The sequence below is a fragment of the Bradyrhizobium manausense genome, assembly GCF_018130615.1.
Classification (GTDB): domain Bacteria; phylum Pseudomonadota; class Alphaproteobacteria; order Rhizobiales; family Xanthobacteraceae; genus Bradyrhizobium; species Bradyrhizobium manausense_A.
Window position 1 is genome coordinate 149,216 of the sequence record NZ_JAFCKB010000019.1, and the last position, 14,022, is coordinate 163,237.

13 protein-coding genes and 1 tRNA gene are annotated in these 14,022 nt (G+C 61.6%); 4 read left to right on the top strand and 10 right to left on the bottom strand.

Annotated elements, in window-relative coordinates; translation table 11 throughout:
- Positions 1-11: 11 nt before the first annotated feature.
- Entirely contained in the window at positions 12-908 is an 897-nt protein-coding gene (locus tag JQ587_RS28870) for a LysR family transcriptional regulator (protein WP_212427597.1), read from the bottom strand.
- Positions 909-1,023: 115 nt separating this feature from the next.
- On the opposite strand from JQ587_RS28870, the gene JQ587_RS28875 reads away from it, so the two are divergent.
- Both JQ587_RS28875 and JQ587_RS28880 read left to right on the top strand, forming a co-directional pair.
- On the top strand, positions 1,024-1,653 hold the full coding sequence (locus JQ587_RS28875) for a DsbA family protein (protein WP_212427598.1): 630 nt from the start codon (positions 1,024-1,026) through the stop codon (positions 1,651-1,653).
- A gap of 47 nt (positions 1,654-1,700) precedes the next feature.
- Entirely contained in the window at positions 1,701-2,600 is a 900-nt protein-coding gene (locus JQ587_RS28880; protein WP_212427599.1) for an MBL fold metallo-hydrolase, read from the top strand.
- Between the two features lie 44 nt (positions 2,601-2,644).
- On the opposite strand, the gene JQ587_RS28885 is transcribed toward JQ587_RS28880, so the two are convergent.
- The 8 genes from JQ587_RS28885 to JQ587_RS28920 form a co-directional block, all read right to left on the bottom strand.
- Positions 2,645-3,064, bottom strand: a complete 420-nt coding sequence (locus JQ587_RS28885; protein WP_212427600.1) for a MoaF C-terminal domain-containing protein — start codon at positions 3,062-3,064, stop codon at positions 2,645-2,647.
- Positions 3,065-3,891: 827 nt separating this feature from the next.
- Positions 3,892-4,317: an integrase arm-type DNA-binding domain-containing protein gene (locus JQ587_RS37090; RefSeq protein WP_349629541.1), complete on the bottom strand. Its 426-nt coding sequence runs from the start codon at positions 4,315-4,317 to the stop codon at positions 3,892-3,894.
- A 643-nt stretch (positions 4,318-4,960) separates the two neighbouring features.
- Positions 4,961-5,257 carry a DCL family protein gene (locus JQ587_RS28895; RefSeq protein ID WP_212427601.1) on the bottom strand — a complete coding sequence of 99 codons (297 nt, stop codon included), beginning with the start codon at positions 5,255-5,257 and terminating at the stop codon, positions 4,961-4,963.
- An 18-nt stretch (positions 5,258-5,275) separates the two neighbouring features.
- A complete protein-coding gene (locus JQ587_RS28900) occupies positions 5,276-7,888 on the bottom strand; it encodes a DEAD/DEAH box helicase (protein ID WP_212427602.1) in 2,613 nt (870 codons plus the stop codon).
- The gene (locus tag JQ587_RS28905) at positions 7,885-8,763 is read right to left on the bottom strand and encodes a HamA C-terminal domain-containing protein (RefSeq protein ID WP_249154569.1); all 879 of its coding nucleotides are present in this window, start codon (positions 8,761-8,763) and stop codon (positions 7,885-7,887) included. Before JQ587_RS28905 ends, JQ587_RS28900 begins: the two co-directional genes overlap by 4 nt.
- Before the next feature lie 453 nt (positions 8,764-9,216).
- Positions 9,217-9,291 (bottom strand) — tRNA-Val (locus tag JQ587_RS28910).
- Positions 9,292-9,450: 159 nt separating this feature from the next.
- Complete coding sequence (locus tag JQ587_RS28915) at positions 9,451-10,746, bottom strand: coiled-coil domain-containing protein (RefSeq protein WP_212427604.1); 1,296 nt, start codon at positions 10,744-10,746, stop codon at positions 9,451-9,453.
- A gap of 117 nt (positions 10,747-10,863) precedes the next feature.
- Positions 10,864-11,472, bottom strand: coding sequence for a DUF1134 domain-containing protein (locus JQ587_RS28920; RefSeq protein ID WP_212427605.1), 609 nt, complete (start codon positions 11,470-11,472; stop codon positions 10,864-10,866).
- 142 nt (positions 11,473-11,614) lie between these two features.
- Here JQ587_RS28920 and JQ587_RS28925 point away from each other — a divergent pair, with 142 nt between their 5' ends.
- Positions 11,615-12,100, top strand: coding sequence for a YHS domain-containing (seleno)protein (locus JQ587_RS28925; protein ID WP_212300032.1), 486 nt, complete (start codon positions 11,615-11,617; stop codon positions 12,098-12,100).
- Here the strand turns inward: JQ587_RS28925 and JQ587_RS28930 are convergent.
- The gene (locus tag JQ587_RS28930) at positions 12,094-12,921 is read right to left on the bottom strand and encodes a 3'(2'),5'-bisphosphate nucleotidase CysQ family protein (protein ID WP_212427606.1); all 828 of its coding nucleotides are present in this window, start codon (positions 12,919-12,921) and stop codon (positions 12,094-12,096) included. The genes JQ587_RS28925 and JQ587_RS28930 overlap by 7 nt on opposite strands.
- A 174-nt stretch (positions 12,922-13,095) precedes the next feature.
- Between JQ587_RS28930 and chpT the strand changes: the two genes are divergently transcribed.
- The gene (chpT, locus tag JQ587_RS28935; RefSeq protein ID WP_212300030.1) at positions 13,096-13,749 is read left to right on the top strand and encodes a histidine phosphotransferase ChpT; all 654 of its coding nucleotides are present in this window, start codon (positions 13,096-13,098) and stop codon (positions 13,747-13,749) included.
- Positions 13,750-14,022 lie beyond the last annotated feature (273 nt).

Here is a 14,022-nt window from a genome sequence, read left to right on the forward strand (position 1 = left end):
CGGGGGACTATTCAAGGGGAGCGCTTTGCAACCCGCGACAGCATTGCAACGAATGCTGTGACTTTCGGTGGACGAAAACGGGCGGCGGGATAAACGACGTGGATGCCACCTGAGGGCAGCGTCCAGGACGGCAGGACATGGACGAGCCGTCCGGCTTTCAGATGCTCCGCAACCAGAAAATCCGGCAACACGGACAGGCCTCCGCCAGCGAGCGTCGCCGCAAGCACCGCGGGCGTCGTGTTGATCGTAATGGTTTGCTGCATTCGAACAGTGCGGGCTTCGAAATCGTTTCTGGTGAAGCGCCAGACCAGTGGCTCGCTGAGCGCTCCATTGGCGATGAACGGCAAGGCCGTGAGTTCGTCGGGCTGGTCCGCGCGGATCGCTACGGCGATCTCCGGCGGAGCGACCAAGAATTGGCGGAACGCCCCCAGCCGTTTGGCTTGCAGACTCGAATCGTTCAACCAACCGACGCGGATCGACAGATCGATCTGGTTGGCGACGAGATCTGTCCTGACATCCGACAGCACGAGATCGACACTGCATGCCGGATACTTCCGCGCAAATTTGGCCGCGAGCGGCGCAATGGTCGATGCACCGTAATCGTTCGGTGCTGCGATCCGCAGCACCCCCATAGGCTCGGCATTCGTCTGGGCGAGCTCGTCCACGGCATCTTCCGCCTCGCGCAGGATCATGACGCAGCGAGCATGCAGCAGACGGCCGGCCTCGGTCGGTTCCACTCTCCTGGTTGTCCGGAGCAGCAGCGCTGTTTTCAGCTCGGCTTCGAGCCGCGCGACTTGCTGGCTGACGACGGTCTTCGTGATGCCGAGCCGCTCCGCAGCACGTGTGAAGGACCCGGCGTCGACCACCGCTGCGAAATAGGCCAAGCGGTTGAGGTTGATCGTCTCCATCCTGCCTCATCCAGATTGTTAGCTAATAACAAACAATATGTCTTATTATCTGATATTTATCAACTAATGATCTCGCGCTAAGTCTTCCCGCACGGATCGCGGGCGGATCAAAATCATGCGGATCACCTATCTCTTCGACCCTCTTTGCGGCTGGTGCTACGGCGCCGGGCCTATGCTGGAGCAAATTGCGCGGCTCGATGACGTCACGCTGGAGCTAGCACCGACCGGCCTGTTTGCAGGCGAGGCGGCTCGTCCCATGGACCAACATTTTGCGGCCTACGCCTGGCAAAACGATCAGCGCATCGCGCGACTGACAGGCCAGCCGTTCACTGAGGCCTATCGCACCAACATTCTCGGCACCAGTGGCACGTTCGATTCGGCCCCGACAACCCTTGGTCTCGTTGCTGTGGGTCTCACGGATCCCAACCGTGAGTTTGAGGCGCTGAAACTCCTGCAGCGTGCCCGCTACATCGACGGACGAGACAATTCAAACCCCCAGATCGTCGCCGACCTGCTCGAGAGAGCGCAATTCGCCGATGCAGCGCGTCGCGTCGGGATGCCAGACGATACACTCATCACGGCTTACCGGCGACGGATCGAAGCCGCGCGCGCCGACATGGCGCGGTTCGCTGTCGAAGGCGTGCCTGCCCTGGTGGTCGGCGATGGTGCAGAGCGCCGGCTAGTCAGCAGCAGCCTGTTGTTCGGGCGGTTCGAGTTGCTGGCCGCCCAGTTGCGCGCGGCATGACAGTCAAGGCCAATTTCCCCAACCAACGAAGCTCGAAGGAGAGACCAATGTTCTCAAGGAGACAACTAATGAAAACGACCCTTGCTGCGGGCGCTGTCGCTGTATTTGGTCCCGCCGATGTCGGGCATGCCGCTGAATCCAAACTGAGCTGGAAGCATTTTCCCGCCGGGCCCAACGGATTCTTCCGTGCGCCGGTGCTGCTCGAAGGTCCCACCGAGGCGATCCTGATCGACGGTGGCTTTTCTTATCCGGATGGGCGGGCGCTGGCCGAGGCGATCAAGGCGACCGGCAAGAAGCTGGCGACCATCTACGTTAGCCAATCCGATCCGGACTACTATTTCAGCCTGAAGCCCGTGCGAGAGGCCTTCCCGAATGCCAAGGTGCTGGCGGCATCGGCGACGCTGGCGGCCATCAAGGGTAACGTGGAGAAGAAACTTGCGGTTTGGGGTCCGCAGTTAAAGGACAACGGCCCACAGACCCTGGCAGACGTCGTGCTGCCGGAAGCATTCGATGGGGCCACTCTCACGGTTGATGGCGAAACGGTCGAAATCGTCAACGCCGACGGCCTTGCCAACCGCCGTTATCTCTTCGTTCCCTCCCTGAACGCCGTGTTTGGCGGCGTGATGATCTTCTCCGGCGTTCACGTCTGGACCGCCGACACACCGACCAAGGAGCAGCGCGCAGCCTGGGTTGCGAACCTCGACAAGATCGCCGCCCGCAAGCCGTCCGTCGTTGTGCCGGGTCACATGTCTCCGGGCGTTGCCGTGGATCTCTCTGCTGTCGAGCACACCAGGAAGTATCTGCTCGCCTTCGACGAAGAGCTCGCCAAGGCAACCGATGCCGCAGCTCTGAAGGCTGCCATGGAAGCGCGCTTCCCGAACCTCGGCATGGGCGTGGCGCTCGATATCGGCTCCAAAGTTGCCAAGGGCGAGATGAAGTGGGGCTGAGACGAAGCGCGGATCCGGGTTGATCCGCCTTCGTCAGCGACGCGTCAGACCAGCTCGATGTCAGCAGGATAACCTGCCGCATTGAGCTTTTCGAAAGATGCTCCGGTCAGAATATGCCGGGGCTCTGGCAGATCGCCTGGCGTTCCCCAGGCGCAGCCAGTGCTCCGGCAAGCCTTCATGTCGTAGACAAAGGCTGCGGCAAGATCGATCAGGATCTCCCGCCATGTGACGACATAGATGTCGTCGCGGATCTTCCAGTAGCTCGTTTCGTCCGTACCGCAATCGCCACGGCGCACACCCTTCAGGCACTGATATGAGTACCAGTGCGTATTCAGGTAGACGTGCTCGTAAACCGTGTCCTCGCTGTAGCGGTAGATCGCCCGGGTCCCAATAAGTTCGCGCGTCGGCGCGGGAGCAGGAGATTGCGATCGCGGCTGTGAGCCTGGAAGCGGAACGCTCGTCACACCGGAATTCTCGATCGGTCCAATAACATATGGGATCGATGGAATGAGAAATATCTCAATAGAATGAATGGCTTATATCGACGATTCGCCGCGGCGCCCATGGTGGATTGGACCGATTCACGAGCTTCGGATTGTCCAAGGAGCTGAGCCTCAGATTGATCTTTGCTCAGTTTGGACGACGGGTCGGACCACACCCCGCTTGCCAGCTGCAACGACGCTCTCGATCGCATGCCGGTATGCGCCTCTTCCGAGCCAACCCCGAGGGCATGATCTTGGGCAATCGATGTGCTCAACCCCGCAAACACCGCGCAGCTAATCGCCTGCTGCTGGCTGCGCAAATGATCTTCGAGAAGCTTGTGTCGCGTGTCGCGTAATATAGCCTCCGTTTACTCCGGGAATAGCATGGTTTATCAGGAGCTTGGCGTCGATTTCCGAGACACCTGCTGCCGTTGCAATCGTACGGAAGGTTTGACGAAGGTCGTTGCCCCACTTCGATAGCATTTCCCGGTCCTCTTTCGTTTCCGCTAGATGCCCTGACGCGCTGTCAGCCGGAAAGACCCACTCTTGTGCTTGCGCGGGATACATCTGCCTGCCGAACCGGGTTGCGCGGACGAGGCAAATGACCATCTGTCGCGACAACGGAATATCGAAGGCCTTCTACTTGCCTCCCTTTGGTTTAGGGATGTGCAGCGTGCGGCGCCTGAAATCTATGTGCTCCGGCTTGGCTTCCTGGAGCGCAGTAGGTCTAGAACCGCAAAGGAGAGTGAAGAGGTGGAACTCTCTGCGAACGGGGTTGTCTAGAGCGGCGAGCTGCGCGAACCAACCCTTCAGGTCATCTTCTCGCTGCGGTTCTTCCGCACCAGATGCGCGTCGAGATACCGTTCCCAGGCCTGCCTCAGAGTGATGCTCGCGACCCTCCCGCCAATTGCGATCGCCGGAACGGGATGCGGTTCTTCGGCGTGTTTATCGTCCTTTGGGTGCCGTCCGCGGCTAATCTGGGCCAAGTACTCTTTGGCAGTGGCGCGCGCAGCGCGGGTCGACATCTCACTAGCATCGCCAATGGAAACCCTAATGGATGAAGCCCGCTTACCACCGCGCCTCAGGTCACCTTGGACGGTAAAGGTTCTCCGTCGCTTTTCAATGACCACGAAAAAGCCCTTCAATTCTTTATCACGCGCTAGGTACCAGCCTTCTTTCGGAGCGGGTAATTGAGCGATTGCCTTGTCGGTGAGCGAAATTCGAATATCGGTCATATTACAAGAGTCCACGGCCGCCAAAACGGTTTTCAAACGGTGTTGGCGGATTGAGCAGTTGGAAGGTTTGAGTTCGATGGAGCGCGAAACTATGCGAGAAACACCTACAAACAAAGGGCTTCTCCAATACTCATCGTAGCGCGGCGTACATCTGGAAACTGTGGCGAAGGGATAGTACTGAACTCTTAATCAGCTGCTCTGTCGGAACCGCTCACTGGCGAGGCGACCGCGCGACGCTGGTGGCCGCAACGCATCGTTCGATGCCTTTCAGGACCAGGTAGCGAGACTCGCCATACCGCCGTTAAGGCGGGCGCGCATCCAGCCGAAACGACCTGTTGGTCTCCGGGGAATCGCGACGATGCTCACCGTTCTCGCTCCAAACTGCCGCAACGAAATCGCAACGAATTGGGTGAAACGAGCGTGAACAAAACGGGACGCAAGGGCCCGTCGCAGCGAGAAAAATCAATAGCTTAGAAGATGCTCACTGCGTTCGGGACGCAGTGGTCTTAAGCCATCAGATCGCAACTTGAACCGAATGTCGGTATCGGTGGTTGCGCCTCCGCAATTTGAACCTGCGAAAATCTTGCCCGACCAGGCCGAGAACTGCGCACCGCTATGCAACCGAGCTCGGCGAATTGCTTAGCTAGGTACCGTAGATACAGGCCCTATGAGAAAACTTTTCGGTCGTTCCGTCAGTACGGTTCAACCAGAAGCATTTCGTACCGAAGTCAGCAGTTCGGACGCTAAAGTGGGTAATTCCGCATCCCTTCTTGGCCTCGGCATCGGGATGGTGCTCCAGTGCCGCTCGTAGAATCACTGTGTCATTGGCGCCAACCCGATCGCCCACGTCGTACCGGTGAAGCATGTCATTCAAACAAGCAACGGCGTCACCTCTTTTGGCGAAGTGCAGTGGGCCGAGGTCGATCGGCTTCGCGGGCATGTGAAACCTCCATTCCAATCAAGCGGTAGAATTGCTGTCCACGTCGTCGAGCGGCAGAAGCCGCTCGCGTAGCTCGCGGACGATGATGACCGGGAAATCCATGGCTTCGAGCTGACCTTCGCGTTCGGTGACCCACGCCACGCATTCCTCCTTACTGAGATCGTCGCGGGCGATCTTCTCGTACAAGGCCACCGCGCTCATGCGGGAGAGACCGAGTTCCATGAGTGAGAGGAGGGTCCTCGACGAAATACCAAACTCAAGTTGTGTGCCGATGTCCAAGCCGTGATCAATCAGGTCCTCACGGTTGATCTGGCGGAGATGCATGTGCAGGACATCCATGTAGGCGGACAGATACTTCGGCGCCTTGAATCGCGCGACTTGCTCGACCAGCTCCATCGTGTTGCGGATCAGCACCGGAAGGCTGTAGGTCCTACCGGTGGTACGGTGCCACTCGATGTTCCTGCGGATCATTTCGGCCAGCGAGAATCCCTTCAGCCACTGGACGACGATCAACGCGTACAGCCTGATCACCTTTTCGGGTTCGAAGGCGGGGAACAGATGCTTATTGATTCTCCCCATGATCGTAACGAAGCGATCGTAGCTGTCTTCGCTCGCGACCTCGGCAGGCAGCAGATTCTCGACATCACCCGCGTACGATCGGAACGCTTCAAGTAGCCGCTGAAGGCCGATCGCGCTCACTCCGGGATGCCGTGTGGTGAGGTCGACGTCGATTTCGATTTGTGCTGCAAGCGCCGCCAGGGCTTGGTCGAGTTTCGCCAACGACGCGGCATCGTGGCGCTTCGAGAGACTGGCCGCCGAAATGGACCCGAGCCGCATGAATGTGGTGAGCAGATAGGCGCCAACCTGTTCGAATTTATCCGAGTCCTTGAGGCTGGACAGGTCCGACACTCCGCGCCTGGAAAGGTAGTCCGCCATACCGTCACCAAGCTCGAGCACCGCGTCGCTTTCGCGCTTAATGGGATAGCGCGCGCGGCTAGGAACGCCAGTGGGCCAAGCCTCCGTATCCTCCGGGTCGATACAAATGATGTTGCCTTGAAATTCATTGCCCCAACGGCCTGCGCGGCCGGCTAGGTTCCAGAAGTCGTGCGCCTCCATCGGGTGGCCAATTCCCTTCCGCGGTCCGCGCAGCACAATCGTGCGACACGACAGGTTCACGCCCTCGATCAGCGTCGACGTGCATACCAGGAAGCGGATCTTGCCTGATCGGAAGAGCCGCTCAATCTCGAGCCGGATCAGCGATGGCATATTGCCGAAGTGGAACGCGACCCCGCGTTCAACGAGCGGTGCAAGGCGGAAGTTGGGGTGTACGCCCTTCCGGGCGAGGTCGGCGAGCTGTGCAAGCTCCGGATCGATTGAGCCAGGCTGAGGCAGGAGCTGGCTAACCAGATCGGCGACATCCTCCGACTCTCCGGCGCCGTTCGTGTAGACGAGCGTTCCGCCTCTCTGGCCCGCCGCTGCGGCGATGAACGCGAGGCGCTTCCTAAGTCCCGCTGGCGTGCTTGCGAGCTGGAGCGTTCCGACTGGAACTGTCGAACCCTGCTGTCGGACGGTCAGGTTCCAGAGCTTCGGCTTGCGTTGGGTTTGGTTCGCGACGATCAGGTTCTGGAGAACGGTGGGAGCGTCGCTGTCGACGGCGACAGTCTGCACACCGTCGGGCGCGTCCGTCAGCAACGCCTCCGGGTTCTGTGTCGCGGGGCTGATGAACACGACCTTCAGCTTCGAGTTCGCACGGCTAGCCCGCTCTACGGCGTCCTGCAAGATCACGCCGCGTTGGCTGTCCCCGATTTTGTGCGCCTCGTCCACGATAAGCAGGTCAATTGAGAACGCGTCGCCGAGCACGTTGGCGAGAAGGTGCAGTCGCTCCTGCGTGAAGACTAGAATTACTTGCGCGCCTCCAGCGCGCGCCGCTTCGTACTTGTCACGGAGGGGAAGGGACGACACCTCGATGCGCTTGGTCTTGCCGAGAAGGCCTTGGAGAGTGGTCTCGATCTCCGAAACTAACGCGCGGGTAGGGGCGAGGTAGACTGCGACCCGGGTGTCACCCGCGCTTAGTTGGTCGATCAACCACTGAAGGACGAGAAACGTCTTCCCGGAGGCAGTGGGGGCGGACGCCGAGAGCCAACTTCCTCCGCCCGCATTGGTCCAGAAGCGTTGCTGAAAATCGTTCACCTGCAGCCAAGCGCCGCTCGATTCCACCAGGATGGAACGGTCCATCTCGCGACGCTGGGATTCAAGGCGCAGCGCCACACCTAGTCGTCCGTCGAGACCGGCCGTCAGTAGGCGGCGATCGTTGGCTAGCGTGATGGCCCGGAAATTGGAGAGCTTGCCCAACAGGACAGCGCCCGCGTCCTTGAGTGCTTGATCGTCGGTCAGAGAGATCGCCGCAGTTGCGATCCGGAGCGCCGCCTCCTGGTCGATCCGTTGATCGGACCGCGCCAATATGCTGCCGGCGAGCAGCAGCCTTGGCCAATCGATCGCCACGGCAGAGGGAGCGGCGGGTTCGGGCACTAGGTTGTCAAGTTCGGTGCGCACGGTGAGTCGAATGATCGCATCGAGATCGTCGCGAATTCCTTCCTGAAGAAGCCACGACTGGAGACCGACTAGGCTCATTCCGTCTTAATCCCCATCGCTCTGAGAAATGCAGCGCGGAAGCCGTCGGCCGACGGCAGTGGGATGCAAAACAGCTCGATTTCCATCTGGTCGAGCTTCTCCGACTTGAGCCGCTCGCCGATCCTTTTGCTCCAAACGGTCAGTTCCGCGCGTGAGGCCTCAACGATCTCCTCCGCGATCGCCTTTACGTCGTCTTTCGGATAGAACGGCGCGTCGAAGCCCACCAGGGCCACGCCGCAGTATTGGACCCGCTTCGACATCACCGACGACTTGTCAAAAAACTTCTTCAGCGCGTCGGTGAGCGTCGCATCACTGAGGTCGGCCTTGTCGCTCAGGAGCACCAGATCGCGTTCCCTGTCGGCTTCCTCGTGTTCTGGTTCAATGAGGAAGGGAGCGAGTGAGGCGAGGCAGTCGCGGATCGCGGCTCCCGCGTCCTTGTAGATTTTGGATTCACCCCAGTAGAGCTTCAGGATGCCTTCCGGCATCACGCCAGCGTACACCCCATCGGCTCCATGGTAGTGTAGGCGCGTGTCTGTCTTGAGATCCATCTTGCACAGAATCTGAGGCAGCTTGAGGAAGCGCTCGGCCAATAAGAACAGCAGCATCTCGCCGCCCTCTCCGGTCTTCGCCAAATCGGTGAACGACCGCTTGGCGCGCTCGACGAGTTCAGCGACCGCCTCGGTGCTATTGTACTTGGCGTCGCGCGCTTTCGCTGCAGCGAGCTTCGAGCGCGGTATCGCATAGTCGACTACGGCGTTCCGCATGAACTCCGCCAGCCGTTGCGGCTGGACGCGGCCGTTTCCATCCACTGTGAGGCAATGACAGTGGATCTTGACCGAATGACCCTCGATGAGGACGTCGCGCTCCACCAACATGAGGTGAACGTCGAGTGCTTCCGGATTCCCTGTCAGCGCGGACGTGAGATCAGTCGCGGTGATGGTCGACAGACGGCCTACCCCCTTGTTCGTACGCCCGTCTGCCCCCAGACGAGTCAACCCATAATTGTAACCACCTAGACCTCCGCAGTCCATGTTCGGCGGGAATTGCCATCGAATCCGCGATGATCGCGAGCGGCGCTTTCATGCGCTGCGGACTAGACCAAAGCCTTCACGCGCGTCGTCGCTGTTGCTCGCAAGTCTAGAGCAGCATCGCATGCTCTTTACGAAAACATGCTCGGCAATAACGCGCCTGCCGTCCGCTCTTGGATGGTTGGCTTCTCGGAAACGACTGACCAGGGCAGGAGCCTATGTGCCCCTATTGTGCCCCCGCTTTTTTGGGGCACATTGCAGGGGAAGCAAGCGACTAAATCATTGAATTCAGGTTTGAAATGGTGGGCGCACAAGGGATCGAACCTTGGACCTCTCCCGTGTGAAGGGAACGCTCTCCCGCTGAGCTATGCGCCCGGGACCATCACGCAGACGGCCGGACTTTTCGGCCGGCCGGCGCATCGGAGCCCGCGATTTAGAAGTGCGGGCTAGACGTGTCAAGTTTTCAGGCGGCTTCCGGCCGGAAAACCTTGCGTCAGTCACTCAAATTCGCGGCGAGGCCGGATTTTGGACGATTTACGCGCCCTGTTGGCGGGCGCGGGAGGCGTGGGCCTGCAACGCGCGAATGCGCTCGGCGAGCGTTCCGCCGCCCTCGGGCAGGGCGGCTGCGGCGCCATTGGTTGCGACGCCATTGGCCGGGCGGGCGGCCTGCTTCGGCGGCTGGCCGGCCTCGGCCGCAAGCAGCGCCTCGATCGGCGAGTTCGGGCCCTCGAGCTGCATCGCGAGCTTTGCCACCTCGGCGGCGATGTCGTTGATGCGCTCGCGCAACAGCGCGTTCTCCATGCGCTCGGTCGCCCAGGAGCTCTCCGCCTGCTGCTGGATCGCATTGATGTCGCGCTGGAGCTTTGCGCGCTCGTCGCGGGCGGTGCGCAGCTGCTCTTCCAGCGCGGCTTTTTCCGCGCGCATCGTCTCCATCGCCGCCGACGATTTGCCGCCGCTCAAGGCCGCGATCTCGACGCGCAGCTCCTTGATGATGCGCTCGGAGCCTTCATTGGTCTGGCGGAGCTGGTTGTTCTCGTAGTCGCGCTCGGCCAGCAGCTTGCCTTGCGTGGCGAGGCGGCCTTCGAGGTCGGCGACGCGGCCGGACAGCATCTCGGCTTCCTTCACCTGCACGATCAGCTGGCGGTCGAGCTCGGTGACGCGCTGGCTGAGGTTCTCGACGCGGCCGCGTGCATCGCCGAGCTCGCGCGAGGCGACTTCCGAGTCCGAACGCTCCTGCGCCAGGCGGGCCTGCGTGGCAGTGAATTCTTTCTCGGCATCGCCGACGCGGTTCTTCAATTCCTCGATCTGCGCGCGCACCGCGACCAACTCGACCTGGCGGGTCTCCGCCATCATCGAACGGTCGGACAGTTCCGAATTGATCTTGGCGAGTTCGCCCTGCTTGTTGCTCAGCGCGATCTCGGCCTCGCGTAAGGCTTCGGTCTTGGCGTTGAATTCCTCTTCGGTGGCGCGGAGCTGCTCCTTCACCGCCTTCTCGCGCGCCTCCAGCGCGAAGATCGTGGCGTTCTTCTCGCCGAGCTCGATCTTCATCCGGTTGATGGCGTCGCTCTTCTTGCCGAGTTCGGCGAGCTGGCTCGTGGTCTTGTTCTTGAGCTGGTCGACGCTCATCTCCAGCCGGCGCGCCGACATGGCGAATTCGGCACGGAGCTGGTCCTTGTCGGCCTGGATCTCCGCCATCGACAGCGGGGTCGCCGCCTCGAGCCGGCGCGTGGTCAAACGGACCGCGCGGTTGTGCACCAGCGGCACGATCGCAAGCCCGCACAGCATCGACAGCAGGAAACCGATCGCAAGGTACATGATCGGTTCGACCATGGGCGAGAACTCCGGGAGCTAAGGAAAAATTTACCAACGACAATGCATGCGGGGCCGGCAAAAAGCCAGCCCCCGCTTGTCGTTAACGTTGATCCGTAGTGGACCGGAAGAGACTGCCTAGAATGGGTTCCAGGTCGCCCGCGGCGTGAACTTGAGGTAGCCGATATTGGCGCCCAGCCGCAGCCCGAGGCCGGAGCGGATCGGCACCAGCACGATGTTGTTGGCGGTGAGTGCCGTCATGCCGAAGCCGCCAATGATGTAGGCCGAACCGTCGAGGCCGGCGAAGCGCTGATAGATCGCGTTGGTGGCGGGCAGGTTATAGACCAGCGTCATGGTGCGCGCGCCGTCGCCGCCCCAGTCGAAGCCGAGCGACGGGCCCTGCCAATAGACGCGCAGGTCGCCGGCGTTCTTGGTGTAGAGCGTGCCTTCGCCGTAGCGCAGGCCGGCGACGAAGGCGCCCGAGCCTTCCTCGCCCAGGATGTAGCCGTTCGGCAGACCCCATTGGCTGACCGCCTTCTCGATGATCGAGGCGAGCCCGCGCGAGACGTTGCCGAAGAAGCGGTGGCCGGCGTTGACGAGCTCGTCCGGTCCGTAGGTGTTGGGGGTCGGGGTCCGCTGCGGCGGCGGCAGGTCCGGCGGCGGCGCGGCCGTCTGGGCCGAGACCGGCATGATCCAGCCGGCCAGCGCTACGAGCGCCACAGCGGCAAGGCGTGATGCGAAAGTCATAAAAGAAACCCCTGGTATCGATTCCGGTCCGCTTCCCTTAACCTGACGCCAACAGGCACGGTCCTAGGTTGCACCGGATGTCCCCTCGACTCGGATGTTATCCGCAGCAACTATGACGGCACAACGGCAGGAAGATAGCCCTTTGCGCCCCGGAATTGCCTTGATCGGCCGTCTGGTCTGCCTGTTGGCAGGCATTTGGCTCGGCTGCTCGGGGTTGCCGGCAGACGCGGCGACCACCGAGCGGGTCGTCGTCAATCGCTTCTCGGGCGTCGCCATCGAGGGCTTCGACCCCGTGGCCTATTTCGTCGATGGCGGGGCCGAGCAGGGGACGGCGGAGTTCGAGGCCAACCTCTGGGGCGCGGTCTGGCGCTTCCGGAACGAGGGCAACCGCGCCTCCTTCCTGGCCCATCCCGAGATCTACGGGCCGCAGTTCGGCGGTTATGACCCCGCCGACATTGCGCGCGGCGTGATCATTGCCGGCAATCCCCGCTTCTTCGTGATCTCCGCGCAGCGGCTCTATCTGTTCAGCCGGGAAGCCAACCGCGACGCGTTCGCCGCCGATCCCGAACGCTTCCTGTATGAAGTCGGCAAGCGCTGGCCGGCGCTCCAGGACAAGCTCAGTCAGTAGGGCGTTACCGCCTCCGGGTCGCCCCAGGCGATGAACGCCGGAATGATGAAGCGGGTGTCGCAGCGCTCGCCGAACCGGATCTCGCCGCCCTTGCCGTCGGTCACCTTGCCGCCGGCGGCCGTCACCACGGCGCAGCCCGCCCCGACATCCCATTCCGAGGTGGGCCCGAAGCGCGGATAGATGTCGGCACTGCCCTCTGCGATCCGGCCGAATTTCACCGCCGAGCCGCAGGTCTTTCGGACCGCGTTGGGCCGGCCGTCGATGAACGCCTCGCTTGTCGGGTCGCCATGCGAGCGGCTCACCGCCGCAACCCAGGGCTCGCCGTGTCTGGGCAGCTTGCGGGTCCGGATCGGCGCGGCAGCGCCGATGGTCGTGCCGTCAAACGTCACGCGCTCGGCGCCGCGGCCGACGATACCGCGCCAGAGCAGCCCGAGCGCGGGTGCGCTGACGATGCCGAGCAGCGGCACGCCCTCGGTCACGAGCGCGAGGTTGACGGTGAACTCGTCGCGGCCGGCGACGAACTCCTTGGTTCCGTCGAGCGGATCGATCAGGAAGAAGCTGCCGCGAAACGGCGGCGCGGCGAGATGGGTCCGCTCTTCCGAGAGTGTCGGCACATCGTTCGCAAGCTTGGCCAGCCCCTCCGCAATGATCCGGTCGGCCGCGAGGTCGGCCTCGGTCACCGGCGAGCCGTCCTGCTTGCCGTCGACCCGCATCGCGCCACGATTGACGCCAAGGATTGCCTCGCCCGCCTGCACCACCAGTGCGGTCAGGGGCTCCATCAGCCGGGATGCGGCCTCGCCATCGATGATCCTCACCTGCATGCCTCATTCATTGGCAAGTCTGGCCTCTCTTCGCTTGATTCGCCTGCGCCCTTTATGGCCGGTTCGAACCTATGGCAAGCTAGCTGCCATAGGCTGGCGAATGTTAGAACCCGCAGCATCCGTCAAGCATGCGTGATTCGCCGCGTCCGCGCCGTGCAATTCCAGGAACCCTTTATGTCTGACGCTCCGTCACCCGGTACCGCTTCCGCTCCCGATATGCTCGAACTCGCGGCACTGCTGTGCTCGCGGGTCTGTCATGATCTCATCAGCCCGGTCGGCGCTATCGTCAATGGGCTCGAAGTGCTCGATGACGACCCCAAGCCCGAGGATCGCGAATTCGCGCTCGACCTGATCCGCAAGAGCGCGAAGACGGCCTCCGCCCGCCTACAGTTCTGCCGCCTCGCCTTCGGCGCGGCCGGCTCCTCCGGCGCACAGATCGATCTCGGCGATGCCCAGACCATGGCGCGCGGCCACATCGAGGACGGCAAGTGCTCGATCACGTGGAATCTGCCGCGGCTGCTGCTGCCGAAGAATCGCGTCAAGCTGCTGCTCAATATGCTGGTGGTGTCCCAGCACACCATCCCGCGCGGCGGCATGCTCACGATCGATCCGATCGGCGAGGGCGAGACGATGAGCTTCCGCATCACCGCGACCGGACATAATGCACGCCTGCCGCAGAACATCTCCGAGCTTCTGAGCGGCGAACGCGGACCGGCCGCGGATGCGCACGCGATCCAGCCTTATTATACACGGCTGTTGGCGCAGGCCTGCGGTCTGACCGTGACGCTCAAGCCGGAAGGCGAAGCCATCATCATTACCGCTTCGTAAACGCGCCCATCGCTCTTGGACGTTAATCGAATCTTTATAAGGCGCTTCGGTTTGTCCGGAGCGCCTTATCTCTTTGTTGGTTCCGTTCTTTTGCACATACTCAACCAATATTAAACGCTTTGCGGTGAAGCTGGCCCCATTCTGAATAGGCGCATCACAAGTCGTGCGCGCCCTCCCTGTATGAAGGCCTGTTTTCATGGATGATCTGTTGCGGGAGTTTCTGACGGAGACCAGCGAGAGCCTGGACACCGTGGACAATCAGCTGGTGAAGTT

Bases quoted from the DNA above. Each gene is read 5' to 3' on its own strand.
- JQ587_RS28870 (WP_212427597.1), bottom strand. From the start codon at position 908: ATGGAGACGATCAACCTCAACCGCTTGGCCTATTTCGCAGCGGTGGTC.
- JQ587_RS28875 (WP_212427598.1), top strand. From the start codon at position 1,024: ATGCGGATCACCTATCTCTTCGACCCTCTTTGCGGCTGGTGCTACGGC.
- JQ587_RS28880 (WP_212427599.1), top strand. From the start codon at position 1,701: ATGTTCTCAAGGAGACAACTAATGAAAACGACCCTTGCTGCGGGCGCT.
- JQ587_RS37090 (WP_349629541.1), bottom strand. From the start codon at position 4,317: ATGACCGATATTCGAATTTCGCTCACCGACAAGGCAATCGCTCAATTA.
- JQ587_RS28895 (WP_212427601.1), bottom strand. From the start codon at position 5,257: ATGCCCGCGAAGCCGATCGACCTCGGCCCACTGCACTTCGCCAAAAGA.
- JQ587_RS28900 (WP_212427602.1), bottom strand. From the start codon at position 7,888: ATGAGCCTAGTCGGTCTCCAGTCGTGGCTTCTTCAGGAAGGAATTCGC.
- JQ587_RS28905 (WP_249154569.1), bottom strand. From the start codon at position 8,763: ATGTTGGTGGAGCGCGACGTCCTCATCGAGGGTCATTCGGTCAAGATC.
- JQ587_RS28915 (WP_212427604.1), bottom strand. From the start codon at position 10,746: ATGGTCGAACCGATCATGTACCTTGCGATCGGTTTCCTGCTGTCGATG.
- JQ587_RS28920 (WP_212427605.1), bottom strand. From the start codon at position 11,472: ATGACTTTCGCATCACGCCTTGCCGCTGTGGCGCTCGTAGCGCTGGCC.
- JQ587_RS28930 (WP_212427606.1), bottom strand. From the start codon at position 12,921: ATGCAGGTGAGGATCATCGATGGCGAGGCCGCATCCCGGCTGATGGAG.
- chpT (WP_212300030.1), top strand. From the start codon at position 13,096: ATGTCTGACGCTCCGTCACCCGGTACCGCTTCCGCTCCCGATATGCTC.